At 62.1% G+C, this 26,789-nt stretch carries 24 protein-coding genes; 7 read left to right on the top strand and 17 right to left on the bottom strand.

What is annotated here, in order from left to right; translation table 11 throughout:
• Positions 1-9: 9 nt before the first annotated feature.
• From ACMCNM_RS12865 to ACMCNM_RS12850, 4 genes are all read right to left on the bottom strand, one after another.
• Positions 10-651, bottom strand: a complete 642-nt coding sequence (locus tag ACMCNM_RS12865; protein ID WP_412764501.1) for an alpha/beta hydrolase — start codon at positions 649-651, stop codon at positions 10-12.
• Positions 641-1,816 (bottom strand): MFS transporter, encoded by a 1,176-nt coding sequence (locus tag ACMCNM_RS12860; RefSeq protein ID WP_186702734.1) that lies wholly within the window; start codon positions 1,814-1,816, stop codon positions 641-643. Before ACMCNM_RS12860 ends, ACMCNM_RS12865 begins: the two co-directional genes overlap by 11 nt.
• Positions 1,817-2,005: 189 nt before the next feature.
• Complete coding sequence (locus ACMCNM_RS12855) at positions 2,006-2,668, bottom strand: RraA family protein (protein WP_186676274.1); 663 nt, start codon at positions 2,666-2,668, stop codon at positions 2,006-2,008.
• 59 nt (positions 2,669-2,727) lie between these two features.
• Positions 2,728-4,077 (bottom strand): MFS transporter, encoded by a 1,350-nt coding sequence (locus ACMCNM_RS12850; RefSeq protein WP_412764500.1) that lies wholly within the window; start codon positions 4,075-4,077, stop codon positions 2,728-2,730.
• Between the two features lie 176 nt (positions 4,078-4,253).
• Between ACMCNM_RS12850 and ACMCNM_RS12845 the strand changes: the two genes are divergently transcribed.
• The 6 genes from ACMCNM_RS12845 (at position 4,254) to ACMCNM_RS12820 (ending at position 11,276) form a co-directional block, all read left to right on the top strand.
• A complete protein-coding gene (locus ACMCNM_RS12845; protein WP_099453863.1) occupies positions 4,254-5,153 on the top strand; it encodes a LysR family transcriptional regulator in 900 nt (299 codons plus the stop codon).
• Positions 5,154-5,252: 99 nt separating this feature from the next.
• Entirely contained in the window at positions 5,253-5,918 is a 666-nt protein-coding gene (locus ACMCNM_RS12840; RefSeq protein ID WP_186676270.1) for an RraA family protein, read from the top strand.
• 379 nt (positions 5,919-6,297) lie between these two features.
• A complete protein-coding gene (locus tag ACMCNM_RS12835; RefSeq protein ID WP_412764499.1) occupies positions 6,298-7,440 on the top strand; it encodes a porin in 1,143 nt (380 codons plus the stop codon).
• A 131-nt stretch (positions 7,441-7,571) separates the two neighbouring features.
• Complete coding sequence (locus ACMCNM_RS12830) at positions 7,572-8,489, top strand: LysR family transcriptional regulator (protein ID WP_186676252.1); 918 nt, start codon at positions 7,572-7,574, stop codon at positions 8,487-8,489.
• Between the two features lie 320 nt (positions 8,490-8,809).
• On the top strand, positions 8,810-10,096 hold the full coding sequence (locus tag ACMCNM_RS12825) for an MFS transporter (RefSeq protein ID WP_412764498.1): 1,287 nt from the start codon (positions 8,810-8,812) through the stop codon (positions 10,094-10,096).
• 4 nt (positions 10,097-10,100) lie between these two features.
• Positions 10,101-11,276, top strand: a complete 1,176-nt coding sequence (locus ACMCNM_RS12820) for a M20 aminoacylase family protein (protein ID WP_186676250.1) — start codon at positions 10,101-10,103, stop codon at positions 11,274-11,276.
• 61 nt (positions 11,277-11,337) lie between these two features.
• On the opposite strand, the gene ACMCNM_RS12815 is transcribed toward ACMCNM_RS12820, so the two are convergent.
• The 13 genes from ACMCNM_RS12815 to pedF all read right to left on the bottom strand — a co-directional run bounded on the left by ACMCNM_RS12815 (position 11,338) and on the right by pedF (position 24,577).
• Positions 11,338-13,065 (bottom strand): NahK/ErcS family hybrid sensor histidine kinase/response regulator, encoded by a 1,728-nt coding sequence (locus ACMCNM_RS12815; protein WP_412764497.1) that lies wholly within the window; start codon positions 13,063-13,065, stop codon positions 11,338-11,340.
• Entirely contained in the window at positions 13,049-14,212 is a 1,164-nt protein-coding gene (gene ercA / locus ACMCNM_RS12810; RefSeq protein WP_186676248.1) for an alcohol dehydrogenase-like regulatory protein ErcA, read from the bottom strand. Before ercA ends, ACMCNM_RS12815 begins: the two co-directional genes overlap by 17 nt.
• Before the next feature lie 89 nt (positions 14,213-14,301).
• Positions 14,302-15,471: a pyrroloquinoline quinone biosynthesis protein PqqE gene (gene pqqE / locus ACMCNM_RS12805; RefSeq protein ID WP_412764496.1), complete on the bottom strand. Its 1,170-nt coding sequence runs from the start codon at positions 15,469-15,471 to the stop codon at positions 14,302-14,304.
• Positions 15,422-15,694, bottom strand: a complete 273-nt coding sequence (pqqD, locus tag ACMCNM_RS12800) for a pyrroloquinoline quinone biosynthesis peptide chaperone PqqD (RefSeq protein ID WP_027596452.1) — start codon at positions 15,692-15,694, stop codon at positions 15,422-15,424. The genes pqqE and pqqD overlap by 50 nt, the downstream gene beginning before the upstream one ends.
• Positions 15,691-16,443 (bottom strand): pyrroloquinoline-quinone synthase PqqC, encoded by a 753-nt coding sequence (gene pqqC / locus ACMCNM_RS12795; RefSeq protein ID WP_099453859.1) that lies wholly within the window; start codon positions 16,441-16,443, stop codon positions 15,691-15,693. Before pqqC ends, pqqD begins: the two co-directional genes overlap by 4 nt.
• 31 nt (positions 16,444-16,474) lie before the next feature.
• Positions 16,475-17,389: a pyrroloquinoline quinone biosynthesis protein PqqB gene (gene pqqB, locus ACMCNM_RS12790; protein WP_412764495.1), complete on the bottom strand. Its 915-nt coding sequence runs from the start codon at positions 17,387-17,389 to the stop codon at positions 16,475-16,477.
• Between the two features lie 53 nt (positions 17,390-17,442).
• Positions 17,443-17,514, bottom strand: a complete 72-nt coding sequence (pqqA, locus tag ACMCNM_RS12785; protein WP_003253598.1) for a pyrroloquinoline quinone precursor peptide PqqA — start codon at positions 17,512-17,514, stop codon at positions 17,443-17,445.
• A gap of 229 nt (positions 17,515-17,743) precedes the next feature.
• Entirely contained in the window at positions 17,744-19,264 is a 1,521-nt protein-coding gene (locus ACMCNM_RS12780; protein WP_412764494.1) for an aldehyde dehydrogenase family protein, read from the bottom strand.
• A gap of 135 nt (positions 19,265-19,399) precedes the next feature.
• Positions 19,400-21,214 (bottom strand): PQQ-dependent alcohol dehydrogenase PedH, encoded by a 1,815-nt coding sequence (gene pedH, locus ACMCNM_RS12775; protein WP_027596448.1) that lies wholly within the window; start codon positions 21,212-21,214, stop codon positions 19,400-19,402.
• A 282-nt stretch (positions 21,215-21,496) separates the two neighbouring features.
• Positions 21,497-22,435: a quinoprotein relay system zinc metallohydrolase 1 gene (locus ACMCNM_RS12770; RefSeq protein WP_412764493.1), complete on the bottom strand. Its 939-nt coding sequence runs from the start codon at positions 22,433-22,435 to the stop codon at positions 21,497-21,499.
• Positions 22,436-22,476: 41 nt separating this feature from the next.
• Positions 22,477-23,238 (bottom strand): quinoprotein dehydrogenase-associated SoxYZ-like carrier, encoded by a 762-nt coding sequence (locus ACMCNM_RS12765; RefSeq protein ID WP_186676239.1) that lies wholly within the window; start codon positions 23,236-23,238, stop codon positions 22,477-22,479.
• Positions 23,235-24,110 (bottom strand): substrate-binding periplasmic protein, encoded by an 876-nt coding sequence (locus ACMCNM_RS12760; RefSeq protein ID WP_027596445.1) that lies wholly within the window; start codon positions 24,108-24,110, stop codon positions 23,235-23,237. Before ACMCNM_RS12760 ends, ACMCNM_RS12765 begins: the two co-directional genes overlap by 4 nt.
• 5 nt (positions 24,111-24,115) lie before the next feature.
• On the bottom strand, positions 24,116-24,577 hold the full coding sequence (pedF, locus tag ACMCNM_RS12755) for a cytochrome c-550 PedF (protein ID WP_027596444.1): 462 nt from the start codon (positions 24,575-24,577) through the stop codon (positions 24,116-24,118).
• 254 nt (positions 24,578-24,831) lie between these two features.
• Here pedF and exaA point away from each other — a divergent pair, with 254 nt between their 5' ends.
• Positions 24,832-26,727 (top strand): quinoprotein ethanol dehydrogenase, encoded by a 1,896-nt coding sequence (exaA, locus tag ACMCNM_RS12750; RefSeq protein ID WP_033694345.1) that lies wholly within the window; start codon positions 24,832-24,834, stop codon positions 26,725-26,727.
• Positions 26,728-26,789: the final 62 nt, after the last annotated feature.

The following is a 26,789-nucleotide window of genomic DNA, read 5'->3' as shown; positions in this document are numbered from 1 at the left end:
GCCTGGCTTTCAGCTTCTCTCGTTCAAATGCCTGACCACCTGGTCCGCTACCTGCGCCAGGCAGCCTTTGAAGAAGTGATTGGCCGCGCTATAGACAATGACCGGGCGGTGCTCTGGCCGTGCCCAATCAAGCAGGTTGGCCAGCGGTGCCATCTCGTCGTGCTCACCATGCAGCAACAGGCAGCGGGAGGGTAACGGCAGCGCTGGATAGAACCGCCCGCCAGGCACCTCTCCCACCGGCAGCCCCAACAACGCGACAGCATGCAGCGAGCTTTCCAGCGTGACCGCGACCCGGGCAAACACGTGCGCACCAAACGAGAAGCCGACGAGTGCGATGGGCAGCTCGGGGTAACGTTCCTGCAGGTGCCTGACGACGACAATGCTGTCTTCGGCCTCACCTACTCCCTCGGCATGTGTGCCAGCGGTTTGCCCCACTCCGCGAAAGCTCGGGCGCACTACGCGCCAGCCTGCAGCGCACAGCTTGCGGGCCAAGGTCAGCGGTACCACGTGGTGCGGGCTGCCGCCCAGCAAGGGTTGCGGATGGCTGACCACCGCAATGCCCCTGACGGGCAACACCGGTTCATCGACAATCAATTCGATCAGCCCGGCCGGGCCCGTGATCAGCTGTTCGCTTCGTGCATCATCGTGCATCGCTATCTCCATCGACCGCTATCGTTTCGTCCGTTTCATTCGGTGCCGACTTGGCTGCTGGCAACGCGCGCAACACCATCACTACCAGCCCGACATTGATCGCGGCCAGACAGCCCAACGCCATGAGCACCCCCATGGCACCGAAGTGCTGCAGCAGGTAGCCGCCAACTAACGGTGTCAGTGCCTGGCCGATCAGTGAAGGCCGCGACATCTTGCCCATCAACACCACGTACTGCGACGGTGGCATCAACGCCAGCGGTAGCAGGCCGCGCACGATCGCTCGCAGCCCGTTGCCCAGGCCGTAGAGTAACAAGCCTGCCGCTGTCGCGCCTGGCACAAACGCGACTAGCAATACGCCTACCGCAACCAGCACGACTGACACCAATGCAGTCCAAATGGGGTGACGCTTGCCTGCAAGCATCTGCAACACCCGCGAGGCGACCTGGCTCGGCCCCAACAACGCTGAAAGCGCGATGGCTGCAGCCAGCGAATAGCCCAGCCCTTGCAGAACGGCGACCAGTTGCACCGAAATGGCGGTCATGATGACCGCACCCAGCGCGAAGATCCACGTCAGTTGCAGGTACACGCGTCGGTTAACGCCCGCACTGCTCTGCTCGATGAGGCGCTTGCGCGGCGCTGACCGGACAGCGCTCGGCAGTACTTTGAGGTAAAACGGCGTGGTCACCAGAAGCACTGCGGCATAGCCGACACATGCGTAGCGCCAGCCCACATGCTCGATGGCAAATGCCACCAGCGGCCAGCACAGCGTTGTGGCAAACCCTGTAATCAGGGTGATGCCGGTGATGGCTTTACCCGCACGCTCGGCATACAGCGCACCCAATGTCGCGAACAGCGCTTCGTAGAGCCCGGCGGCCATGCCAACACCGATGATCACCCACGCGAGCAAAAACGTCGGCAACGTCTGGCTAGCCGCGATGATCAACAACCCGAGAGCAACGATCACGCCACTGCTGGCCAGTTGTGTCCGGCCACCGTAACGGGCAACCAGACGGCTCGACAGCGGCGCAAGCAGGGCCGAGACCATCAAGCTCAGCGACAACGCACCGTACACCCATTGGCTGCCCCAACCGGTCTCGCGCGTTATCGGCTCGCCCATGACCGCCAGCAAGAAGAACGAGCCGCCCCAGACCAGAATTTGCAGCATGCCCAGGCATAAAATGCCAGGGGCCCCGGGTAGACGAGCTTCGGCGTGCACGGTAAACCTTCAACAAGACGAACGAATCAGTGCGCGGGACGCACGCGCCTAGTTTAAGGCGATGCTGCGAGCGGTGCTAAACCCTCTGGGCATAACAGCTATTGACCCCTGCACCTGCAAGGGTCAGCACAATGCCACTTAGGACTTGCGTTGCAAGGTGTGGTAATTCAGCGCATCGCGCGCTTGCTTGAGGGTGCGCCCTTCGCTGATCAACGCACGGATATCCGCTTCGACTGCTTCGATCTGACGGGCAACCTGGGCAACCTCTTGCGCCCGCTCACGCGGCACTACAACAACGCCGTTGGCATCGGCAACGATGATGTCACGGGAGCAGACACGGGCCTGGCCGATGGAAACCGGCTGGTTGACCGATTCGACCTGGACACGGTCTTTGCCTGTGCGCATGAAGCGCCCCTGGGTAAACAGCGGATAGCCATCGCCCAAGGCCTTGTTCACATCGCGACAGACACCGTCGATCACCGTGCCAGCAATCTTCCGGGCCCCAGCATACTGGGTCATGATATCGCCCCACACGGTGCAGTCCGTGCGGCCATCATTGTCGATCACCACGATATCGCCCTCAGCGACCTCTTCGATGAAATCACCAACGGTGCCCGGTGGCACGCTCGCCGACACGTACTTCACCGTGAACGCCGGCCCCACGACCACCTGCTTGTAGTTGTCCAGCGGCATCACACCAAAGCAATGGCCAGGCAGGCCGAGCTTGTCCAAGGCATCCGAGACGCCGGGCGTATCCAGGCCTTCGAACAGTGCGACCAGCGCTTTATCTTCTGCGTGCATCATTAGCTCCTTTCAAACAGACGGATTGATCACAACGGGTGACACCACAGGCCGTGAGGTCACGCCTTTTGGGTCTTCGGCACCGGCTCCAGAATCGTCAGCAACAGCACAAAGCTGGCGAACGAACCAATCGCAAGGTAAGAGAACACGTAGTTCCAGCCATAACTGTCAAGCAACAAGCCGGTCAAAAACGGCGTCGCTGCGGCCCCTAGCTGCCCGACCATGTTGACGATGGCGTTGGCGACGGGGAACGTCTGCTTGGTCGCCAGTGCCATGGGGTAAACCATGTAAGAAGAGAACCCGAAGCTCAACACGATGCCGGTCGCCATCAGCAACAGGCCGTACGAAAACGGGTCGGCAGGTGAATGAATCAACAGGTACATCATCACCGAGGTACCCAGCGCTGAAAGCAGCATCCCAGGCTTGCGCCGACCGCCCAACCAACGGTCCGAGCAATAGCCGCCCAACAAGTTGCCCAGCACGGCCCCAACCCAAGGCGCAGCCGAGACCAACCCCATGTTCATCAATGAGAAGCCTTTGACAGTGATCAGGTAGGTGGGGATCCAGGACAACAGTACGCTGGAAACACCCAGCTGGAAGCAGTACGCCAGCGCACTCCCCCAGATCAACCACGAGCCGAAGACCTGGCGCTTGGTCTCCAGCGCCGATACCTCGCGCCGACGAATGAAGAAGTCCAGGCGTTCGAAGCCTCGCCCTGGGGCCTTCTGCACGGCGGGTTCATTGCTGGCGACGTTGTCGCGCGGCGTTTCGTCAGTGATGTAATCAAGCTCCGCCTGATTGACGAAGCGGCTTTTCGAAGGGTGGTCGGCAATCAGAAAGTACCAAGCGATCGACAGCAAAATGCCCGGCACGGCGAAGAAATAGAACACCTCGCGCCAGCCCCACACCGCGATGATCACGGCACACAGCGGCGGTACGATGACCGGGCCGAACTTGACCGCAGACAGAAAAATGCCTGAAGCAATGCCCTTTTCTCTCGGCGGAAACCAGTTGTTGATGGTGGTGGTCATGCTGATCGGCAACGGCCCTTCGGCAAGGCCCAGGCCGAACCGATAGATTTTCAACGCCAGCAGTGAGCCTGCGGTACCCACCAACCCGGTCAGCACCGACGTCATGACCATGGCGGTCGGCAAGATCCGGCTCACGCCCAGGCGGCTGAAGGCCAGGCCTGCCGGGATTTGCGCCAAGGCATAAGCCAGCAGGAACAGGCTCATCAGCCCACCCGCTTCGGCGTTGCTCATCTCGAACTCTTTGCGAATAAAAGGCAGCGCCACGCCGAGATTGGCGCGGTCGGCGGCAGCGATGGTGTAGATCGAGAAGATCATGCCAGCCACGATCCACCGGTAACTGCTGCGCCCTTTGGCATAGGCAACTTCAGCGATCGACATAGGTACATACCTTTGTTTTTGTAATTCGGCGGTAATCTAGGCGCCGCAAAGGTAGAAAAAAAGCGACAAATACTCACCACTTATCATCAATTTTAGTGGACAATCGCTTTCACTCACCTGCCTTGAAATCACTTCGGGGCCGCTCTGAAACGGGCTTTTCATACCTGGAGCACGCGATGATCACGCTGAAGCAAATCGAGGCCATCTACTGGATTGTCGAGCTGGGCAGCTTTGAAGCGGCTGCCGCCAAACTCAACATGTCTCAATCGGCGATCTCCAAACGCGTGCAAGAGCTCGAGGATGCCTTTGGCGTAGCCATCTTCGACCGCTCGAAACGCAGCGCCCGGCTGACCCAAAAGGGCTTAGAGCTACATGGCTGCGCCGTTGAAATGTTGCGCCAGCGGGATAACCTGCTGGAGCGCATCAGCTCGAAAGAAACGCTGGTCCGACGCTTCAGGCTCGGCGTAACGGAACTCACGGCGCTCACGTGGTTGCCGAACCTGGTCGATCAAATTCACCAGACCTACCCCAAGGTCGATCTGGAACCCTCGATCGAGTTGAGCACCGACCTGTTGCGCCGGCTCGAGGCTGACGAGCTTGACCTGATCATCGTGCCTGACATCTTCCGCGATGCCCGCTTCATCAGTACCCCGCTCGCCTCTGTCGAAAACGCGTGGATGTGCTCACCCTCGCTGTACCCGAGTGACGCGCCCATGGACTTGCAATCGCTGTCGTCGTTTACGGTACTCACCCAGGGAGGCAGCTCAGGCACCGGGAAAACCTACGAACGCTGGCTGGCGGAACATGACGTGCGGCTGACCAAGACACTCACCAGCAACTACCTGGTCGCACAAGTCGGGTTGGCTATTTCGGGTGTCGGGCTCAGCTACCTGCCCAGGCAATGCATGAGCTCGATGATCGAGCAGGGCCGATTGAAGGTCATACAAACCGACTTGCCACTGCCGCCGATCAGCTATGTCTGCGTGCACCGGGCTGACCGCTACCAAGGGCTCAGCAATGAAGTGGCGCGGTTGGCGCAACAGGCCTGCGACTTCACCCGGCTTATCATCACCTGAGGCGATGTTTTTTAATCAAAAAATATCGCTAAAAGTAACGGCAGTTCTCTCCTACCATCGACCCATACCCCACTGGGTCAAGCCATTCAGGAGATTGTCATGCTGTTACCCGGGTCTCGTATCCTGCCGTCGCCAACACTCGCCCCTGCGCATGTGATCGAATCGTTCCGATCGGTCGTCACGCCGCACATCAGCGACAACCTGGGTCGACACATTGGCGCGCGAGGGCTTAACCGCTACAACACCTCGGGCAAGCTGGTCGGCACTGCGCTGACCGTCAAAACACGCCCCGGCGACAACCTGTTCATCTACAAGGCACTGACACTGCTCGAACCCGGTCACGTACTGGTCATCGATGCCCAGGGTGACACCAACAATGCGGTCATCGGCGAGTTGATCAAGCTCTACGCAGAGCAGCGTGGCTGCGTTGGTTTCATCGTCGACGGGGCGATTCGCGACGTTGATAGCTTCAAGACCAGCCCTTGCTATGCACGGGCTGTCGTGCACTGCGGCCCTTACAAGAGCGGGCCGGGCGAAATCAACGTGCCGGTTTCGATTGGTGGCATGCTCGTCTCACCCGGTGACATCATCGTCGCTGACGAAGACGGCATCGTCGCGTTCCCCCAGAACCTGGCTGAACTCGTGCTAGGCAAAGCGCGCGAACATGAGGCTCACGAAGAGGCCGTCAAGGCAGAGATTGCCACGGGTAAACTGGACCAGTCGTGGCTCGACAAGGTGCTGGATAAGGCAGGCTTGTCGAACTGAAGTGAACTGAATTGCCATTCGAGGCTAGCCGGCGCGCCATCCAGCGTCGGCAAGGGCTCAATGCAAGCCTTGCCCTTTGTGCAAGGGCTTAACCATTTAGGTAAAGCGTGCCTAAACAGGCTCACTGAAATGCCTAATTCAGGTGCGCCTATCGCCCTCGCAGTGGCCGTGTGCACCCGTTTCCAGCGTTTCCAGCACACGCCCCATGCCTACCCGCACGCCCCCTACCATTCAACGCGTACATGTCTGCCTGTCTATTCAGGCCCTTTGCGCCGCACGTTAGCCAAGAAACATAGGCTGCCCAAACAGTTAATGTTGGTCTGAGCAAACTTGATGGAGGCTGCGCACAGGGTTCATTGAGGCGCAAGGAGTCTCGGGCATGTGCATTTCTTTTCATCAGCAACACGCGTTACTGGCGATCATGGTGGTGAGCCTGGGCAGTGTGCAGCAGGCAAATGCCGAAGGATTTCCTGCATTGGCAAGGATCGCCCCAGGGTTCGGGTACTACAACGTGGATAAAGGCTATGACGACACCCTCAAGCTGTACGGAACCGTCGACGCCTTTGCCTCTTACCATGACGCGCAACACCACGAAGGCCTGCGGGTCGAGGGGGGTGGCGCATGGACTAATAAACTGGGCCTTTACCTGCGTAAGGCGGTCGCGGATGACACGGCACTGGAACTGGATATCGAAGAGGGTTTCAACCTCAATGGCGAAGCACTTGAGCATCACTGGAAGCAAGTGGGCTCGCTACGCCTGGCGGTAGCCGCGCTGCGCTCAAAGCGCTATGGCAAGCTGGAGTTTGGTAAAACGTACAACATGAGTACACCCAGCTACGCCGATCCGTTTCTCGCTGTATATGGGTCGCCCTACACCTTCCTAACCCTGCCGCCATCAGGCAAAGGTGCCTACTATCTGGACATGCGCCCCAAGCATACCTTGGCTTACACCACGCCAACGCTAGGCGGGCTCAGCGTAGGCACGGCAGTCACGTTCGGCTTTGATGACACCGCAAGTGCGGGCAAAACTGTTCGGGGGAAAGGCGTGAAGCTCCAGTACGCCAACGCCAGGATGATGCTGCTGGGGTCATTCAACGACTACCTCAGCGACCCTTGGCAGGACAATGGCCAGCAGCGCCAAACACACAACCATTTTACAAGCGCCTCTGCGTTCTACGATTTCGGCCCCTTCTCATCCAGCCTGACGTGGCAACGCCAGGAGGTGGACCAGCACAACACCCCTAGCATGACGGCCTGGACGCTCGGCCTCATGGCACCGGTCGGTAAAACCGACGTTGCGCGTTTGCTGGTGGTGCAGCGTAATGTCGAAACAGGTGGCAAAGACGCCACAGGCGTGATGATTGGCTACGACCACTTTCTGAAGCCCAACTGGGCGGTTTATGGACGGGTAGCGATGATCCATAACAGCGCCAAATCGTCACTGAGTTACGCGGGCATCCCGCTCGAAGAAACGGGCGATGATCCCCGCAACCTGGCTGTCGGCATGTATTACCACTTCTAGATTGAGCGCCTGTGCCGCTGAAGTCTTGACGCCCCATCTTGATAGGTGAAGTCAAATCATTGAGCATGTCAGCCCCTGTAAACCCCGGTACAGGCTCGCTTCCCCACGCCAGAGCAAGGACCTGACTGCACGTGAAATTTCACCAAATCAGAGCATTGGTCGCAGTACATCAGACCGGTAGCCTCAGCGAGGCCTCTCAAGCGCTGCATGTCACTCAACCTGCATTGAGCCGATCGATCAAGGAACTGGAGAGTGAACTTGGCCTGTCGCTCATGCAGCGCTCGCACAAAGGCATGACCCTTACAGAAGAAGGGCGGCGCCTGATCCGTCACGCGCAGTCTTCGATGGAAAGCCTGCGACGTCTGCAACTAGAAGCCGAAAACATCAAGGACATGCAGATTGGCGAGGTCACCGTCGGCGTGACCTCGTTGACCGCGGTGTTGAAAGGCCTGGGGACCAGCATTACCGCTTTTCAGGCGCGTAGCCCGCGTGTGCGGATCCGGTTGATCGAACTGCGCCCCTACCAGATCATCCAGCAGATACGCGACGGCACACTGGATTTTGCAGTGACCTCGCAGCAGCACACGCAACGCCTCAACCTCGACTGGGAAGCGCTAACCCGCATGCCCGGGCTTGTCGTTTGCCGCAAAACCCATCCCCTCAGAAATGCGCGCTCACTGCGCCACTTGTTGCAGGCCAGTTGGGTGAGCCTTGATGCGATGGATGATCACTCCTCGCAGTTCTACCAGATGTTCGAGGACAATCAGATTCAACTCCCTTCGCGGATCACCGAATGCTCGTCCGTACACTTGGCCCTGCACCTGCTGCACCACTCCGACGCCATCATGACACTGAGCGAAGCCGCCCTGGACAACATGCTGACCCACGGTTTGAGCGAGGACCTGGTCCAGGTGCGGGTCGAAGAGAGCATTCCTGAGTACCCCATCTATCAAGTCTGCACAGACCGGCACAGCATGACGACGTCTGCACGCGACTTGTACTACGAGATTCGTGCGACGCTGAGCACCAGCGAGCCGCTGCGCGCATGACCCGCGGCAGCATGTGGGCCCATTTGATATCGAATTAACGCAACGCTTTGCCGTTTGGTTAAGTACCCCGCCTGCCCTGCAGTATCAGGCGCGTATCCCCTGTTGTGATCGAACCTTGGCCCAATGTTCAGGTGCCTTGCTGTGCAGTGAAGGTGCAGGCGCTCGATAAAACGACGGCAACGGCTCGGTTTGAGTGCGCTACCCACCCAGCAATCCGTAATGAATTAACCAATGGTTAAGTGGCGCCCAAAAGCGTAAGCGCCAGGGACAACAAAATAACTGATAGTCGGTGGACACCATAACAAGACAGGACCACCTCGATGTCCACTGCACACGCGCCCTCCCTCACCTGCGCCTCCAACAGCACACGGCCTGCGTCAAGAAAGGCCACTGTAGCTTGCGCGCTGGGCAACGCCCTGGAGATGTACGACTTCACCATCTATAGCTTTTTTGCCGTGGTGATCGCTAAAAACTTCTTCCCCGCCCAATCAGCAATGGCCTCGTTGCTGTTATCCCTGACCACCTTTGGCGTGGGCTTTTTGATGCGGCCTGTGGGCGCTGTGGTGATTGGCCGTTTTGCCGACCGGCAGGGTCGCAAGGCAGCACTGGGGTTGACCATCGGCTTGATGACCTTGGGCACGGCGATGATCGCGTTCGCGCCCACGTACCACCAGATCGGCGTGCTGGGGACAGTCATTTTGATCGTAGGCCGCCTGACCCAAGGGTTCTCGGCAGGTGGCGAGATCGGCACCGCGTCGGTGTTCCTCATGGAGTCCAGCACCACAGCCAACCGCTGCCACAACGTGAGTTGGCAAGCGGCCAGCCAAGGATATGCCGCGTTGGTTGGTGCTGGCATCGGGCTGTTGTTGAGCAGTTGCCTCACGGCCGATGCGCTGGAGCACTGGGGCTGGCGCATTCCCTTTATGCTGGGTTTGCTGATAGGACCGGTGGGTTGGTACATCCGCCGCTGCCTGCCGGAAACCCATGAAGCAGAATCCACAAACCAGGGGCACTGGCGTGACCATTTCGACATGCGCCATACGCTGCTTGCCATTGGCCTGATGGCCAGTGCGACCATCAGTATCTATCTGTTCATTTTCTACATGCCTGCGTACCTCACGTCTTCGCTCGGCTACCCGCAACGTAGCGCCCTTGCAGTGGCCTGTGTCGCCAGCGCCTGCCTGGCCATCATCACGCCCTTGGCCGGACGCTTTGCCGATCGCCATGTCCTGCGCAAAAAACTGCTGGTCTGGACCATTGCCTTGCCGGTCGTACTTGCAGGCCCTGCCCTGTATGTACTGAGTCTGAGCAACAACCTGATGCTGGCCATGCTGGTTATCGCAGTCTTGGTACTGCCTGGCTGCATAGGCTCCGGGGCGTTCTTCGCGCTGATCATGGAAGCCTTCCCGAAACGCTCGCGCGCGCTGGGTACGGCAGTGAGCTACAGCTTCGGCGTGACGCTGTTCGGCGGCTTTTCGCCCTTGATTGCCACCTGGCTGACCGGTTCACTCGAAAGCCCCCTAGCGCCCGCCCTCTATCTGTTCGTCGGCGGTGTGATCAGCCTGATCTGCCTGGCGCTATACCCTGAAAACCCTGGACGGGAATGACCCTATGAATACCCTCACCGCTGCCGCTTCGCTGGCAGAACTCGAAGCCTTCGTCCGCCTGCGACGCGAAATTCATAGCCTCCCCGAGCTGGGTGGCGACACGCCTGTCACTGCGCAGTTGGTGGCAGACAAACTGGCCTCCTGGGGCTATGAGGTGCACTGCGGTATCGGCGGCCATGGGCTAGTCGGGGTACTGCGCAAAGGCACCAGCACCCGCAGCATCGGCTTACGTGCCGACATGGACGCACTGCCCATGCAGGAAGCAAACCCCTTTGCCCACGCCAGCCGCATTGACGGGCGCATGCATGCCTGTGGCCATGACGGGCATACCGCGATTCTGCTTGCCGCGGCCTGGCGCATCGCGCAGTCAGTCGAATTCGATGGCACGCTCAACCTGATTTTCCAACCGGATGAAGAAGGGTTGTGCGGCGCCAAAGCGATGATGGATGACGGGTTGTTCAGCCGTTTCCCGTGCGACGCCATTTTTGCACTGCACAACCTCCCCGGCGTGCCCGTAGGCACTGCAATCGTGCAAGCCGGACCGACGATGGCCGCTTCGCAGCAAGTCAGCATCCAGATTCAAGGGCGCGGCGGGCATGGTGCCATGCCCGAACGCAGCGTCGACCCGTTCCCGGTAATAGCCAGCCTGATCAATGCCATCCAGACCATCAAGTCGCGCAACCTGGGGGTCGATGAGCATGCCGTGATCAGCATTGGCATGGTCAAGGCCGGCACGGTCTACAACATCATTCCAGACACTGCCTCGATGCTGCTGAGCGTGCGCACCGATACCCCAGCAACCGAGCAGAAGATCAACCGTCGGTTGGAAGAGATTGTGCGTGGGCATGAACAGGTGTATGGCGTGACGATCACCCTTGAAACAGTTCAACTGGCGCCTGCGCTGGTTAACAGCGAGCAGCAAACGCGCCAGGTGCGGCAAAGCTTGGCGCCCTTGTTCGCGCCGCAGGCACTGCTCTCACGGGGCAAAAAGCTGATGGCCACTGAGGATTTCGCCTGGATGCTCACAGAGGTCCCGGGGTGCTACTTCTTCTTGGGGAATGGAGAAGGCGAGTTCCATGGTTGCTCGGTGCACAACCCACATTATGATTTCAATGATGAGTTGATTGGCTTGGGTTCGGATTGTTGGGTGAGGATCGTGCAGGATTGCCTGGGCGACTGAGTGGGCTGTTATTGGGGCTGCTGCGCAGCCCATCGCAGCGGACCCTTTTGCCCTAACCGCCCTACCCCAACAACTGGCTCAACACCGCCCGCAACTTCCCCGGTTTGACGGGCTTGTTCAGCAGCGGCGCGCCAAGCTTCTGCAAGGCGCGCCGGCACTGATCGCTGCGGTCCGCGGTAATGATCACCGCTGGAATGGCGACGGCAAAATGCTCGCGCAAGTGCCTGACCACCTCGCAACCCACAACGCCGTGGTCCAGGTGATAATCCGCCAGGATCAGCTCCGGCGCCTGCCCCCGCAAGGCCAACAGGGCACCGGCCTGATCGGTTGCAGTCACCACCTCACAGCCCCACTGCCCAAGCAGCGCACCCATGCTTTCGAGGATGCTCACTTCGTTGTCCAACACCAGCAGCCGGCGGCCGGGTAACGGGTTTCCGGCGCTGGCTTGCGGCATCGCCGGGTGAGCAGGCAGCGGCACTTCTGTGCCGATCGGTACCTCGATGCTGAACATCGAGCCACGCCCCGGCCACGACCGTACCTGGACGCGGTAACCGAGAATCTTGGCGATCCGCTCGACGATAGCCAACCCCAGGCCCACGCCTTTGCGATCGGCAGCACGGCCGACGTCCAGTTGGTTGAACTCAAGGAAAACAGCTTCCAACCGATCTTCGGCGATGCCCCGCCCGGTGTCCCAGACCTCCAGGCGCAAGTGGCTGCCGCGACGCCTGGCCCCAAGCAAGATCTTGCCGTCGTCGGTGTAGCGGCAGGCGTTGCTGAGAAAGTTGCGCAAAATCCGTGTCATCAGCCGCAGGTCGGTGTTGATGGCATAGTCGCCAATGTGCGCCCGCAGCTTCAGCCCTTCAGCGTCCGCCACCGAACTGAACTCCGAGACCAGCGGGCCAAACAGTTCGTCGAGGCGGTACAAGGCCACGTCGGGCTTGACCGCCGCCTGATCGAGCCGGGAGATGTCCAACAGGTCGGTCAGCAAGTCTTCGGCGCCCTCCAGGGCCTGGTGGGCGCGCTCCACCAGCACCTGCTCCGCCTCCGGCAACTGCCGTTCGCGCAAGGTCGAAATCAACAGGCGGGCGGCATTGAGCGGTTGCAGCAGGTCATGGCTGGCAGCAGCCAGGTATTTGTCCTTGCTGCGGTTGGCGGTTTCGGCGGCGTCGCGGGCATCGCGCAGGGCGCGGGCAATCGCTTTACGCTCGGTGATTTGCTGCTGCAGGTTGCGGTTGGCCTCGAGCAGTTCATCGGTCCGCGCGGCGACCCGTTGTTCGAGTTCGTCATTGAGTTGCTGCAGGTGCTGCTGGGCCTGCTTACGTTCGGTAATGTCGGCGACAAAGCCTTCGACCAGCCCTTCGTGGCCAGGCTTTAGCAGCAGGTTCATCAGCACATCGAGGTGGCTGCCGTCGCGGCGCCGCAAGCGGGTTTCGTAGCCGTGCAGGCTGTGTTCGCGCGCGAGCGTCGCAGTGATCGCATGCAGCTCTTCGGCGCCGCCAACAAACAGGTTGGCGGCCAGGTCCGTCAGGGAAAACAGCACCGCCTGCGGGCTGTCGTAGCCAAGCATGCGCGCCAGCGCGGGGTTGGCGGCGCGCATGCCTTCTTGCAGGCTGGCCTGGAAAATCCCGTGGACGGCATTTTCGAACAGCCATTTGTAGCGGTTGCGTTCGGCCTCCAGCTCGTCCAGGCGGGCTGCCAGCTCCGGGTAATGGCTCTTGCGTGCCGAGTGGTCGCCCAGCCCCAACAGCCCGGCGAGCGCCCGCTGCTGCTCGTCAGAGGGCCTCGCCATAAACGACCTCGACATCACGCTGGCTCGACGCGCGGGGGTTGGTGAGGATGCACGGGTCATCCATCGCATGTTGCGACAGGAACGGGATGTCGGACGTACGCACCCCATGCAGGCCCAGGGTTTCGTGGAAGCCGATCGCGTGCTTCAGGGCGATCAGGTGGTCCACCAGGCGCCCGCAGATCTGCCGGTGGTTAAGGCCGCGGCAGTCGATGCCGAACACCTCGGCAATCACCTTGAAACGCTCGGGTGCCGAGCTGTAGTTGAACGCCACCACGTGCTCCACCAACACCGCGTTGCACAAGCCGTGGGGCAAGTCGAGGAAGCCGCCCAGGCTGTGGGACATGGCGTGGACCGCACCCAGAATCGCATTGGAAAACGCCAGCCCCGCCTGCATGCTGCCCAGCATGATCTTCTCGCGCAGGGCGATATCGGTCGGGTTGGCGATCATCTGCACCAAATTGCCATTGATCAAGCGCATGGCTTCCAGCGCATGCGGGTCGGTCAACGGCCCGTGGCCGGTGGACACAAACGCCTCGATGGCATGCACGAGCGCATCGATGCCGGTGCAGGCAGACAGGAACGGGTCCATGCTCAGGGTGGTTTGCGGGTCGATCAGCGAGACGTCGGGCACCACCGCCTTGCTGACGATGGAGAACTTCATGCGCTCCTGCTGGTTGGAAATGATCACGAACTGCGACACGTCCGCCGAGGTGCCGGCCGTGGTGGGGATGAGGATCAGCGGCGGGCTGGGCACGCGGATCATGTCCACCCCTTCGAACTCGAGAATACTGCGCCCGTGGGCGACCACGATGCCGATTGCCTTGCCGCAATCCATCGGGCTACCGCCGCCGACGGCGACGATCACGTCACAGTGGTTTTCCCGGTAGATCTCGGCGCCGAGCATGACCTCTTCGACTCGCGGGTTGGGCGACACGGCCGTGTACAGGCAGTAGTCGATGCCTTGGGCCTGCAGGCTGGCCTCGACATCTGCCACCCAACCCGCAGCAATTACGCCGGGGTCGCTGACCACCAACACCTTGCGCGCACCGAAGGTCTTGGCGTAATTGGCGACGTTGTGCCGGCAGCCGGCACCAAAGATGATTTCAGGCGAAACGAACTTGCGAAGCGGGCTGAAACTCTGGCTCATTGGAAAGCCTGTTCTTATTGTTCTGGAAGGTAATCGCCAGCGTAAAGCATCCCGCAGCGAAAGCAACCAGACCAAAGCGGGGGCCCGGCTTAGCCACGAAAAATCAGCCGCGACGCCTGCTCGTTGCGCAGGGTCAGCTGCGCTATGCCCTGCCCCGCTGTTTGCGCTTGCTCCCGGGCCTTGAGGATCACCCCGTGGTGCGGCGACTTGCTGCACACCGGGTCGGCATTGGCGGCATCGCCGGTGAGCATGTACGCCTGGCAGCGGCAGCCACCCAAGTCCTGGTGCTTTTCATCGCACGAGCGACAGGGCTCCTTCATCCAATCATTACCACGGTAGCGGTTGAAGCCAAAAGAATCGTTCCAGATGTGCTCGATGCTGTGCTCGCGCACGTTGGGGAAGGCCACCGGCAACTGGCGGGCGCTGTGGCACGGCAGCGCAGTGCCGTCTGGGGTGATATCGAGAAACAGGTTGGCCCAGCCGTTCATGCAGGCCTTGGGGCGTTCTTCGTAGTAGTCCGGCGTGACGAAAATCAGCTTGCACGGATGCCCCTCCGCCTCCAGCCGCTGGCGATACCCTTGGGTAATGGCTTCGGCCCGCTGCAATTGCTCGCGGGTCGGCAGCAGGCCGGCACGGTTGAGCTCGGCCCAACCGTAGAACTGGCAGGTCGCCAGTTCTACGAAGTCCGCCTGCAACGCCAGGCACAGCTCAATGATGTCGGCAATCTGGTCGATATTGTGCCGATGGGTCACGAAGTTCAGCACCATCGGGTAACCCTGGGCCTTGACTGCCTTGGCCATCGCCAGCTTCTGGGCGAACGCTTTGCGCGAGCCGGCCAGCATGTTGTTGACCGCCTCATCTGCGGCCTGGAAGCTGATCTGGATATGGTCGAGCCCGGCGACCTTGAAGTCGCGGACTTTCTGCTCGGTCAGGCCAATACCCGAGGTAATCAGGTTGGTGTAGTAGCCCATGTCCCGCGCGGCCTTGATCAGCTGCGCCAGGTCCTGACGCACCAGCGGTTCGCCGCCTGAAAAGCCCAACTGCGCGGCGCCCATCGCCCGCGCTTCGCGGAACACGCGGATCCACTCCTCAGTGGTCAGCTCCTGGCCATGTTGGGCAAAGTCCAACGGGTTGGAACAATACGGGCATTGCAACGGGCAGCGGTACGTCAGCTCCGCCAGCAACCACAGCGGCGGCCCCGGGCGGGTGTCATTCGATCCAGTGCTTGCCACGGGCCACCTCCAGAAACGCCAGCACATCCTCGTCCAGCCCCTGTACATCGGGGAAGCGCTGCGCCAAGCCGTCGATGATCGCCGCTACGCACCGTTGGCCGTCCAGCAACTCCAACACCCAACCGGCGCTGGCATTGAGCTTGATCATGCCCTCGGGGTACAGCAGCACATGGCAATCCTGGCGCGGCTCCCATTGCAGGCGGTAGCCGCGGCGCAAACCCAGCACCTGTTCGCCGTCGATCAGTTTCACAGGGCGATCCCCCGATGCCAGACGTTTTGCTGGGTCACGCTGTGATAAGGCGGCCGCTCCAGCTCATACGCCATGCTCATGGCATCGAGCATGCTCCAGAGCACGTCGAGCTTGAACTGCAGAATCTCCAGCATCCGCTGCTGGCCGGCACGCGTGACGTAATACGCCAAGGTGATACGCAGGCCATGTTCGACATCGCGCCGCGCCTGGCCCAGGCGTGTGCGGAAGTAGTCGTAGCCGGCGGCATCGATCCACGGGTAGTGCTGGGGCCAGCTGTCCAGGCGCGACTGATGGATCTGCGGCGCGAACAGTTCGGTCAGCGAGCTGCTGGCAGCCTCCTGCCAGCCTGCGCGGCGGGCGAAATTGACGTAGGCGTCCACGGCAAAACGCACCCCAGGCAGGACCATCTCCTGGGAGAGGATGCGCTCACGCGTCAGTCCGACCGCCTCCCCCAGGCGCAACCAGGCTTCGATACCGCCTTCGCTGCCCGGCGCGCCATCGTGGTCGAGCACCCGTTGCAACCATTGCCGGCGCACTTCGCGGTCCGGGCAGTTGGCGAGGATTGCCGCGTCCTTGAGCGGGATGTTGACCTGGTAGTAGAAGCGGTTGGCAACCCAGCCCTGAATCTGCTCACGGGTCGCACGCCCGGCATACATCGCCTGATGGAAGGGATGGTGGATATGGTAATAGGCGCCCTTGGCACGCAAGGCCGCTTCGAATTCAGGGGGTGTCATGGGGGTGTCGGTCATTGCGGTTCTCCAGGGCACGCGGTGCCAGCCCTTACAGCGTGATAGACAAGCCGTCGTACGCCACTTCAATCCCCCGGCGATCCAGCAAGGCCCGTTCGGCCGAGTCTTCATCGAGGATCGGGTTGGTGTTGTTGATGTGGATGAGGATCTTGCGCTGGCGGCTGAAGCCCTCCAGCACCTCGAGCATGCCACCGGGGCCACTCTGCGCCAGGTGGCCCATTTCGCTGCCCAGGCTTTGGCCGACTTCGCACACACGCATCTCGTCGTCGCGCCACAGCGTGCCGTCCAGAAGCAGGCAGTCGGCATGGCGCATCCAGCTCGCCACCTCGGCATCGACCTGCCCCAGGCCCGGTGCGTAGAACACCGAGGCACCGGTGCGCCGGTCCTCGATGAGCAGGCCAATGGTGTCGCCCGGCTGCGGGTTGCCGCGGTTGGGCGAATACGGCGGCGCGTTGCTCACCAACGGGATCGCGCGAAATTGCAGGTTTGGGCAGGCAGCGATGCGAAACGGTTCGCGGTCCAGGCCGATGCATTGCCACTGCAGGCCACCGTTCCAGTGCTTGAGCAGGGTGAACAGCGGGAAACCGCTACTCAGGTCTTCACGCACCCGCTCGGTGCACCACACCGTGTGCGGGCAGCCTTCGCGCAGGCTGAGCAGGCCCGTGCAATGGTCGATCTGGCTGTCCAGCAGCACCACCGCGCCAATTGCCGTGTCGCGCAGGCGGCGCGCCGGTTGCAAAGCGGGGAAGCTTTCGAGCTGGACGCGGATGTCGGGTGAAGCGTTGCACAGGATCCACTGCTCGCCATCATCGCTCACCGCGATCGAAGACTGCGTGCGCCGCTGCGCCCTCAGGCTGCCATTACGCACACCGGTGCATTGGCGACAGTTGCAGTTCCACTGCGGAAAACCTCCGCCAGCGGCGGAGCCGAGAACACGAATGTGCATGGACAACGATCCCCAGAGAAGGAACGGCCATCGCTACGATGGCCGCAGAGCCATCAACGATTGGCGAAATACATCGTCACTTCGAAGCCAATGCGCAGGTCGGTAAAGGCGGGTTTAGTCCACATGGGGCAGTCCTCTTCTTGTGCCGGGCAATTCCGGTAGAGGCATTAATGCACGGGGGGCGGCGGGGCCGAATGCTACTTTGGAACGAACTTGCCGCGTGCGTTGGTAGGGGGTGACGCGGGCTTTTACCCACACGGGTGACGCACGCGGGGAGGCGCCCACCCAGAGCCCTCCCCACGTGCGTCGTTGCATCCAGGCCTGGCGGCACCCTACCGCCGGGCCTGTGTGCCCTTAGAAGAAGCCCAGCGGATTGATGTCATAGCTCACCAGCAGGTTCTTGGTCTGCTGGTAGTGGTCGAGCATCATCTTGTGGGTCTCGCGGCCCACGCCGGATTTCTTGTAACCGCCAAACGCAGCATGCGCCGGGTACAGGTGGTAGCAGTTGGTCCACACGCGGCCAGCTTTGATCGCCCGGCCCATGCGATAGGCGCGGTTGATGTCACGGGTCCACAGGCCTGCGCCCAGGCCAAACTCGCTGTCGTTGGCGATGGCCAGCGCTTCGGCTTCGTCCTTGAAGGTGGTCACGCCCACCACCGGGCCGAAGATCTCCTCCTGGAACACGCGCATCTTGTTGTGGCCCTTGAGCAGGGTCGGCTGAATGTAGTACCCGGTGGCCAGGTCACCGTCGAGCCGCTCGGCAGCGCCGCCGGTGAGCAACTGCGCGCCCTCCTCCTTGGCAATCTGCAGGTAGGAGAGGATTTTGTCGTATTGCTGCTCGGAGGCCTGTGCACCCACCATGGTGTCGGTGTCCAGCGGGTTGCCACGGGTGATCTTGGCGATCTTCTTCATCACCTCGGCCATGAACGGCTCGTAGATCGATTCCTGGATCAGCGCCCGCGACGGGCAGGTGCACACCTCGCCCTGGTTGAAGAACGCCAGCACCAGGCCTTCGGCGGCCTTTTCGATGAACGCAGGCTCGGCCTGCATGATGTCTTCAAAGAAGATGTTCGGCGATTTGCCGCCCAGCTCGACGGTAGACGGGATGATGTTCTCGGCCGCGCATTTCATGATGTGCGAGCCCACCGGGGTGGAGCCAGTAAAGGCGATCTTGGCAATGCGCTTGCTGGTGGCCAGGGCCTCACCGGCTTCACGGCCAAAGCCCTGGACAATGTTCAACACACCTGCTGGCAGCAGGTCGGCGATCAGCTCGGCGAAAATAGTGATCGACAACGGGGTCTGTTCAGCGGGTTTTAGCACCACGCAGTTACCGGCGGCCAGGGCCGGGGCGAGCTTCCAGGCGGCCATCAGCAGCGGGAAGTTCCACGGGATGATCTGCCCGACCACACCCAGGGGTTCGTGGAAATGGTAGGCCGTGGTCAACTCGTTGATCTCTGCCGCCCCACCTTCCTGGGCACGGATGCAGCCGGCAAAGTAACGGAAGTGGTCCGCCGCCAGCGGCACGTCGGCATTGAGGGTTTCGCGGACGGCCTTGCCGTTGTCCCAGCTTTCGCTGACGGCCAGCACTTCCAGGTTTTGCTCGATGCGGTCGGCGATCTTAAGCAGCACCAGGGCGCGGTCTTGCACCGAGGTTTTGCCCCAGGCGTCGGCAGCGGCATGCGCGGCGTCCAGGGCGTGGTCGATGTCTGCGGCGGTGGAGCGTGGGAATTCGGCAATCGGCTGGCCATTGACCGGCGAGCTGTTGGTGAAGTACTGGCCACCGGACGGCGGCACGAACTCGCCGCCGATGAAATTGCCGTAGCGGGGTTTGAACGACACGATGGCGCCTGGGGTTCCGGGTTGTGCGTAGATCATGCTGAGCCTCTGCGGGTCGATGCCTGTCCAACGACAGGCGATGGACCGATGGTAAAAAGCCCCGCGTGCCAGACGTATGCATCGTTGGCAGCGGAGCTCTCGTCATTTGGTAGTAGGGCCGCAAGCGGCCCGGTGTCAGCTTTGCGGCTTGGCGCTGGGTGCTGGCGCCTCGGCACTGGCCGCTTGCTGCAGCTGTTTAGGCAACTTGAAGGTCCAGAGCATGCCGCCCTGGTTGAAGTCCTTCACCCGCTTGGCCACTTCGCCGCCCCACAGCGGCACCGCGCCGCCCCAACCAGACAGCACCGAGACGTACTGCTCGCCGTCCATTTCCCAGGTCACGGGCGAGCCAAGTACGCCGGAGCCCGTCTGGAACTCCCAGACTTTCTCGCCGGTCTTGGCATTGAACGCCTGCAGGAAACCTTCCGGCGTGCCGGTGAACACCAGGTTGCCTTTGGTGGTCAGCACCCCGCCCCACAAGGGCGCGAAGTTCTTGTGGCGCCACACTTCCTTGCCGCTGACGGGGTCGATGGCGCGCAGCACGCCGATGTAGTCTTCGTTGAGCGGTTTGATGGTGAAACCGGCCCCGAGGAACGCCGCGCCCTTCTTGTAGGCGATCCCTTCGTTCCAGATGTCCATGCCCCATTCGTTGGACGGCACGTAGAACAGCCCGGTGTCCCTGTTGTAGGCCATGGGCATCCAGTTCTTGGCGCCGAGGAAGGCCGGTGCGACGAACACGGAACTGCCCTTGGCCTCAGTGCCCGGTGCCCCTGGCCGGCTGGCCTCGTTGTAGATCGGGCGGCCATTCTTGTCCAGGCCGGTCGCCCAGGTGATCTTGTCGACGAAGGGGAAGCCGCGGATGAATTTGCCGTTGGTACGGTCCAGCACGTAGAAGAAGCCGTTGCGGTCAGCGGTTGCGGCGGCCTTGACCTCCTTGCCGCCGTCCTTGTAGTTGAACGAGATCAGCTCGTTGACGCCGTCGAAATCCCAGCCGTCATGGGGCGTGCTCTGGAAGTGCCATTTGATGGTGCCATCATCCGGGTTCAGGGCCAGGCGCGACGAGGAATACAGGTTGTCGCCTGGGCGCAGGTGGGAGTTCCACGGCGCCGGGTTGCCAGTGCCGAACAGCAACAGATTGGTTTCAGGGTCGTAGTAACCGCCCAGCCACGGCGCTGCACCACCGGTCTTCCACAGGTCGCCGGGCCAGGTCTTGCCCGCCTCGCCGCCCGAGATACCGTTCTCGATGGCCTTGCCGTCTTTGTAGACGTAGCCCATGTGCCCTTCCACGGTCGGGCGCATCCACAGCAGCTCGCCGTTTTCCGGGTTGTACGCCTGGATCTTGCCCACCACTCCGAACTCGCCCCCGGCCACACCGGTGATCAGCTTGCCGTTGACGATCATCGGCGCGGCGCTGATGGAATAGCCTTCCTTGTGGTCGGCGACCTTCTTGCTCCAAACCACCTTGCCGGTGTCTTTGTTCAGGGCCACCAGCTTGGCATCCAGGGTGCCGAAGAACACCAGGTCGCCGTACAGCGCCACGCCGCGGTTGATCACGTCACAGCAAGGGCGGATGTCATCTGGCAGGCGCGCATCGTATTGCCAGAGTTTTTTGCCGGTACGGGCGTCGACGGCGAACACCCGCGAGTAGGAGCCGGTCATGTACATCACGCCGTCCTTGATCAGCGGCTGGGCTTGCTGGCCGCGCTGCTTCTCACCGCCGAACGAAAAGGCCCAGACTGGCCGCAGTTCCTTGACGTTGCCGACATTGAGCAGGTCCAGCGGGCTGTAGCGCTGGCCCTGGACCCCCAGGCCATTGGTCACGATCTGCTGCGGGTTTTTCGGGTCCTGGAGGATTTCTTCATCGCTGACTGCGGCCTGTGCCGCGCCGGACAGCAGCATGGCGCTGAGCACCAGGCTCACGGCGAACAAGGGACGACGTGGGGATCGGGTCATGACGGCTACCTTTGGTTTTTTTGTTGTGCCCGGGAAATTTTCCCGGTGTGCCGAGAATTCTTGTGCCCGACCTGCTTGCCAACAATTGCCCGCAATGTGGAGTTTTCTAGTTCCTTGGTACAGGGCCTGCCCTCACGCGGCCCGGTGTAGGAGCGGCCTTGCGTCGCGAAAGGGCTGCGAAGCAGCCCCAGCAATTTCAGCGGTGATGCAGAAATCCCGGGGGCCGCTTCGCAGCCCTTTCGCGACGCAAGGCCGCTCCTACAAATAGGCCGAGTTAACTCATCAGAGAGGCGGCTTGCCGTCGATACGCTGCAACCGCAAACGCTCATACCGCGGGTACAGGTGACTGACGCTGCGAATCAACTCATAACGGGTCAGGCTGATACCGGCAAACCGCTCAGGGATCGGGCTGCGGATCATCTCGACCATGTCATCCCCACGCGCTGCCCCCTCGCGCATCAGGCCATCCAGCCAGCCCAGGTAATCACGCATCTGCGCAAAAGGCTTAGCATCGCTGGCCACCGGCCCATGCCCCGGCACGAGCTGCTTCCAGGGCAAGGCCTGCAAGGTGTCCAGGTCCTTGAGCCAAACGTCCAGCCCTGGGCTGTTGGGGGTGGTCAAGGCGCGCTCGTAAAACACCAAATCGCCGGCAAACAGCACGCCAGTCTTCTCATCGAGAATCGCCAGGTCGGCGCCGGTATGCCCGCCCAGCGCCAACAGCCGCAACCGGTGCCCACCCACCTCATGCACACCCGGTTCCAGCACCCGGGTCGGCAGCACCACCTCGGTGCCGCGCATCCAGTCACCGACCAGGCGGTACATGTTCTCGGCCATCACCTCGCCCTGCTGGCGTAACAGGTCGCCTGTGCCAGCCAGGGCACCGATGGGCACATCGGTAAAGGCCTGGTTGCCCAGCACATGGTCGGGGTGATGGTGGGTCAGCAGCACTTCGACCACCGGCTTGTTGGTGGTGGCGGCAATAGCCTGGCGCAGGGCCTCGCCGTAGCGCTTGGACGGCCCGCTGTCGATCACCACCACGCCGCTGTCGGTGACGATGAACGCGGTATTGACGATATTGCCGCCGTTGGCCTTGGCGAAATTGTCGGTGCTGCCCTCCAGCAGCCAAGTGCCTTCCGCGATTTGCCGGGGCGTGAGTCGATAGTCCAGGTCCGCCCAGGCCGGCAGGCCCAGGCACAGCAACAACAGCAGCATCCAACGCATGACAGGCGCCTCTGGTCAGGGGGTGAAGGCGAGCAACGCGCTCAGGGCACCGCCGCTTCGAACTGGTTACCGCTGTTGTCCCGCAACAGCAGCCGGGTAAGCCCGGGGCCCTGGATATCGAACCCCAGGTTGGGGTTCTCACTGACTGCCGGATACAGCGCGAGGCTGGCCAGGCGCTGGCCATCCGCGCCTTGCAATTCGGCATGTTCGAGGAAGAACTCAGGGATGCCGCTGACCAGGCCGTTGTCCATCGGGTGAGACACCTGCAGGCGCAAGCGGCTGCCATCACCGCGCGGGTAGCGCCCGCCTAGCACCTCACCGACATGCTCCTCCCAGCCAGGTTGGGTACGCACCACGCTGGGCGCGGTACAACCACCGCCAGCTGCATCGATCAGGGTCGAGCCGACATGCCACAGGCCGTCACGCGTCAGCACCGCAGCGCGCAGCGGTGTGGCCTGTTCGATGCGGATGCGGATCGACAGCCACGGCAGCACACGTTCGCCAGGCTCGAAGTCGACAATACGCGGCAGAGGGTTGAGTTCGGCCCAGGCAAGAATCCGAACCACGTCGCCCGCGAATGCGCGAGCGTCGATCTCCAGTGGCACTTGCCGGGCGTCCTCGGCAAAGGGCGGCGCCAGCAGTTTCACTCGCTCATCGAAAACGAACGGCGCCTGCCCCAGCAGTTGCTTGTGGTAGAAATCCCACATCACCGAGGGCACTGGGTCGGTCTTGCTGCTCGGTTCACCGGCCTGGGCTGCCCAAGGCATCCAGCAGGCCAGCAGTAAGGTCGCCCGCCAGTTCATTGGTACATCTCCGGGACCTCGTAGCGCAGGCCGTAGGTGGCGTACAGCGCCTTCAGCCGGCCATCGCGGATCATCGCCTCGAGGGCTTCCTCCACCGCATAGGCCAACTGCCGGTTGCTTTCATGCACGGCCATGCCGATGTCCCATGCCTGCTTGCCCAAGTTCGGGTAGGCGTTTTCCGCCAGGGCGAGTTGCGGGTCGGCGGCCTGATGCAACTGCCAGTCAACCTCGCCGCGCATCGCCATCACCGCGTCCACCTGGCCGGCCTGTAGCGCGCCGAACGCCTGTTGCACGCTGGGGTAATGATGGGTGTTGGCGCTGAGCATGCCGTTGAACACCGAGGTCAGGTAGAACGACGGCACACTGTCCACCTCGACCCCGATGGGGTGCTGCTGGAACACCGCGACACTGGCCACCGAGGGCAGGCGGCGGCGGTCATAGGCCACCTGCCAGCGCTCCTCCTGATAGGGGCCGAACATCACCACCTGGGCGTTTTCCAGCTCGCCCAGCTCGTTGCGCTTCTGCGCGTAGGCGTGGTCGTAGGGCACCCGCATCATCAGGTCGGCCAACTGCTGGTGGCGCAGCGGGCTGCCGCGCCAGATGTAGTCGCGCAGGTCGTCGTCGAGCTTTTCCCCTGGCGGCGCCCAGATCAATTGCAGGTGCACCCCCAAGGCCGTGGCCAGCGCTTGCGCCAGCTCCACATCGACGCCACGCGGCTGGCCGTGGTCCTCGAAGCTGTAGGGCGCGAAATCCTTGTACACCGCCACCTTCAATTCACCGGCAGCGATGATCGCGTCGTAGTTGCGCACCTGAGCCTGCACTGCCGCACAGCACAGCAGCAGGCCACTCAACAGCACGGCCGACAGACGCATGGCGATCACTCCTCGACGTGCACGCTGTCCAGGTAGGTGCGTACCGCCCACAGGGCTTCCTGGCTCAAGTAATCGGCCATCTTCGGCATGTACACCCGCCCGTCACGCACCGCGCCGTGGCGCACCCGCTCGACGAACCACTCATCCCCGGCCTCGCCCACATCGAGCAGGCGCAAATCCGGGGCGATACCGCCAGACTTGGCTTCCAGGCCATGGCAGGCGGCGCAGTTCTGGTTGTAGGCCGAGGCGCCGATTTCCACGGCTTTGTCGTGCTCGGGGGAGGTGCGGTAAGGGTTGACCGCGGCCCAGCCGTCGCCGTCCAGGCTTACCCCAGCGTCTTTGATCGGGGTCAGGCCCTGGGTTTCCACCGCCTGGGGCACCACATTGCCATGAGCCCACACCGTGCCCGTCAGCAAAGCACCGGCCAGCAGGCCTGTAGCGAGCAAGACGTTGCGTTTTTTTGTCATTGTTATGCCCTCAAGATTGCACGCAAGGCCTCAACCACAGAGGCCGTGCCGCCATCTTAGAAACAGCCCGCGCGCGGCCGTATGCTGCTTTGGTGGCCGGGCCTTACTCCCTTGGTAGTAGGGCTTGTGGCGAAGGGCCAAATGAGGTGCCGCCCGGGAACTATTCCCGGCAAGGGCGGGACTTTTTCCGTATCCCCAGCCGCCGTCCCGCCGCCACCCTGTGCAGGCCAAAACCTCCACAGGGAACTGCAACCATGACAATAAGATCGCTACCCGCCCTTTCCCCTCTGGCCCTCAGTGTGCGGGCCCTGCTGCTGGCCGGTAGCCTGGCCCTCTGCACGGCGGCCACCGCGGCCACCGCCCCCGCGGCACCTGCCAGCAAGAACGTGACCTGGGAAGACATCGCCAACGACCACCTGACCACCCAGGACGTGCTGCAATACGGCATGGGCACCAATGCCCAGCGCTGGAGCCCGCTGGCCCAGGTCAACGACCAGAACGTGTTCAAGCTGACCCCAGCCTGGTCCTATTCCTTCGGCGACGAAAAACAGCGCGGCCAGGAATCCCAGGCCATCGTCAGCGACGGCGTGGTCTACGTCACCGGCTCCTACTCGCGGGTATTCGCCCTCGATGCCAAGACCGGCAAACGACTGTGGACCTACAACCACCGCCTGCCAGACAACATTCGCCCGTGCTGCGACGTGGTCAACCGCGGGGCGGCCATCTTCGGCGACAAGATCTACTTCGGCACCCTCGACGCCCGCCTCATCGCCCTCGACAAGCGCACCGGCAAGGTGGTGTGGAACAAGAAGTTCGGCGACCACAGCGCCGGCTACACCATGACCGGCGCCCCAGTGCTGATCAAAGACAAGACCAGCGGCAAGGTGTTGCTGATCCACGGCAGCTCTGGCGATGAGTTCGGTGTGGTCGGCCAGTTGTTCGCCCGCGACCCGGACACCGGCGAAGAAGTGTGGATGCGGCCCTTCGTCGAAGGCCACATGGGCCGCCTGAACGGCAAGGACAGCACCCCGACCGGCGACGTCAAGGCGCCGTCCTGGCCAGACGACCCGACCACCGAGACCGGCAAGGTCGAGGCCTGGAGCCACGGCGGCGGCGCACCCTGGCAGAGCGCCAGCTTCGACCCCGAGAGCAACACCATCATCGTCGGTGCTGGCAACCCTGGCCCTTGGAACACCTGGGCGCGCACGTCCAAGGACGGCAACCCCCACGACTACGACAGCCTCTACACCTCGGGCCAGGTCGGCGTCGACCCAAGCACCGGCGAGGTGAAGTGGTTCTACCAACACACGCCGAACGATGCCTGGGACTTCTCCGGCAACAACGAGCTGGTGCTGTTCGATTACAAAGACAAGGACGGCAAGGTGGTCAAGGCCACCGGCCACGCCGACCGCAACGGCTTCTTCTACGTGGTGGACCGCAACAACGGCAAATTGCAGAACGCCTTCCCCTTCGTCGACAACATCACCTGGGCCAGCCATATCGACCTCAAGACCGGCCGCCCGGTGGAAAACCCCGGCCAGCGGCCAGCCAAGCCGCTGCCGGGTGAAACCAAGGGCAAGCCGGTGGAAGTTTCGCCGCCATTCTTGGGAGGCAAGAACTGGAACCCCATGGCCTACAGCCAGGACACCGGCCTGTTCTACATCCCCGGCAACCAGTGGAAGGAGGAGTACTGGACCGAAGAAGTGAACTACAAGAAAGGCTCGGCCTATCTGGGCATGGGCTTTCGCATCAAGCGTATGTATGACGACCACGTCGGCACCTTGCGCGCCATGGACCCGGCCACCGGCAAGCTGGTCTGGGAGCACAAAGAGCACCTGCCACTGTGGGCCGGCGTACTGGCGACCAAGGGCAACCTGGTGTTCACCGGCACTGGCGACGGCTTCTTCAAGGCCTTCGACGCCAAGACGGGCAAGGAGCTGTGGAAGTTCCAGACCGGCAGCGGCATCGTCTCGCCACCCATCACCTGGGAACAGGACGGCGAGCAGTACATCGGCGTGACCGTGGGCTATGGCGGCGCGGTGCCGCTGTGGGGCGGCGACATGGCCGAACTGACCAAGCCGGTGGCCCAGGGCGGCTCGTTCTGGGTGTTCAAGATCCCAAGCTGGGACAACAAGACCGCGCAGCGGTGATCGCCTGCGGGGAGCGCCCAGCGCGCTCCCCGCACCTGCCCTCCTTTCACCGAGAGTCTTCG

It is taken from the genome of Pseudomonas sp. NGC7, from assembly GCF_047159675.1.
Lineage (GTDB): Bacteria > Pseudomonadota > Gammaproteobacteria > Pseudomonadales > Pseudomonadaceae > Aquipseudomonas > Aquipseudomonas kermanshahensis.
This window is presented reverse-complemented; position numbering and strand designations above follow the sequence as displayed.

Excerpts from the sequence above, each read along its gene's own strand:
- pedH (WP_027596448.1), bottom strand. The coding sequence starts at position 21,214 with ATGACCCGATCCCCACGTCGTCCCTTGTTCGCCGTGAGCCTGGTGCTC.
- ACMCNM_RS12865 (WP_412764501.1), bottom strand. The coding sequence starts at position 651 with ATGCACGATGATGCACGAAGCGAACAGCTGATCACGGGCCCGGCCGGG.
- ACMCNM_RS12855 (WP_186676274.1), bottom strand. The coding sequence starts at position 2,668 with ATGCACGCAGAAGATAAAGCGCTGGTCGCACTGTTCGAAGGCCTGGAT.
- ACMCNM_RS12845 (WP_099453863.1), top strand. The coding sequence starts at position 4,254 with ATGATCACGCTGAAGCAAATCGAGGCCATCTACTGGATTGTCGAGCTG.
- ACMCNM_RS12835 (WP_412764499.1), top strand. The coding sequence starts at position 6,298 with ATGTGCATTTCTTTTCATCAGCAACACGCGTTACTGGCGATCATGGTG.
- ACMCNM_RS12820 (WP_186676250.1), top strand. The coding sequence starts at position 10,101 with ATGAATACCCTCACCGCTGCCGCTTCGCTGGCAGAACTCGAAGCCTTC.
- ACMCNM_RS12760 (WP_027596445.1), bottom strand. The coding sequence starts at position 24,110 with ATGCGTCTGTCGGCCGTGCTGTTGAGTGGCCTGCTGCTGTGCTGTGCG.
- ACMCNM_RS12780 (WP_412764494.1), bottom strand. The coding sequence starts at position 19,264 with ATGATCTACGCACAACCCGGAACCCCAGGCGCCATCGTGTCGTTCAAA.
- ACMCNM_RS12860 (WP_186702734.1), bottom strand. The coding sequence starts at position 1,816 with ATGCTGCAAATTCTGGTCTGGGGCGGCTCGTTCTTCTTGCTGGCGGTC.
- ercA (WP_186676248.1), bottom strand. The coding sequence starts at position 14,212 with ATGAGCCAGAGTTTCAGCCCGCTTCGCAAGTTCGTTTCGCCTGAAATC.
- pqqE (WP_412764496.1), bottom strand. The coding sequence starts at position 15,471 with ATGTGCTGGCGTTTCTGGAGGTGGCCCGTGGCAAGCACTGGATCGAAT.
- ACMCNM_RS12815 (WP_412764497.1), bottom strand. The coding sequence starts at position 13,065 with ATGGCGAGGCCCTCTGACGAGCAGCAGCGGGCGCTCGCCGGGCTGTTG.
- pqqB (WP_412764495.1), bottom strand. The coding sequence starts at position 17,389 with ATGCACATTCGTGTTCTCGGCTCCGCCGCTGGCGGAGGTTTTCCGCAG.
- pedF (WP_027596444.1), bottom strand. The coding sequence starts at position 24,577 with ATGACAAAAAAACGCAACGTCTTGCTCGCTACAGGCCTGCTGGCCGGT.
- ACMCNM_RS12770 (WP_412764493.1), bottom strand. The coding sequence starts at position 22,435 with ATGCGTTGGATGCTGCTGTTGTTGCTGTGCCTGGGCCTGCCGGCCTGG.
- ACMCNM_RS12825 (WP_412764498.1), top strand. The coding sequence starts at position 8,810 with ATGTCCACTGCACACGCGCCCTCCCTCACCTGCGCCTCCAACAGCACA.
- ACMCNM_RS12840 (WP_186676270.1), top strand. The coding sequence starts at position 5,253 with ATGCTGTTACCCGGGTCTCGTATCCTGCCGTCGCCAACACTCGCCCCT.
- ACMCNM_RS12850 (WP_412764500.1), bottom strand. The coding sequence starts at position 4,077 with ATGTCGATCGCTGAAGTTGCCTATGCCAAAGGGCGCAGCAGTTACCGG.
- pqqC (WP_099453859.1), bottom strand. The coding sequence starts at position 16,443 with ATGACCGACACCCCCATGACACCCCCTGAATTCGAAGCGGCCTTGCGT.
- exaA (WP_033694345.1), top strand. The coding sequence starts at position 24,832 with ATGACAATAAGATCGCTACCCGCCCTTTCCCCTCTGGCCCTCAGTGTG.
- ACMCNM_RS12765 (WP_186676239.1), bottom strand. The coding sequence starts at position 23,238 with ATGAACTGGCGGGCGACCTTACTGCTGGCCTGCTGGATGCCTTGGGCA.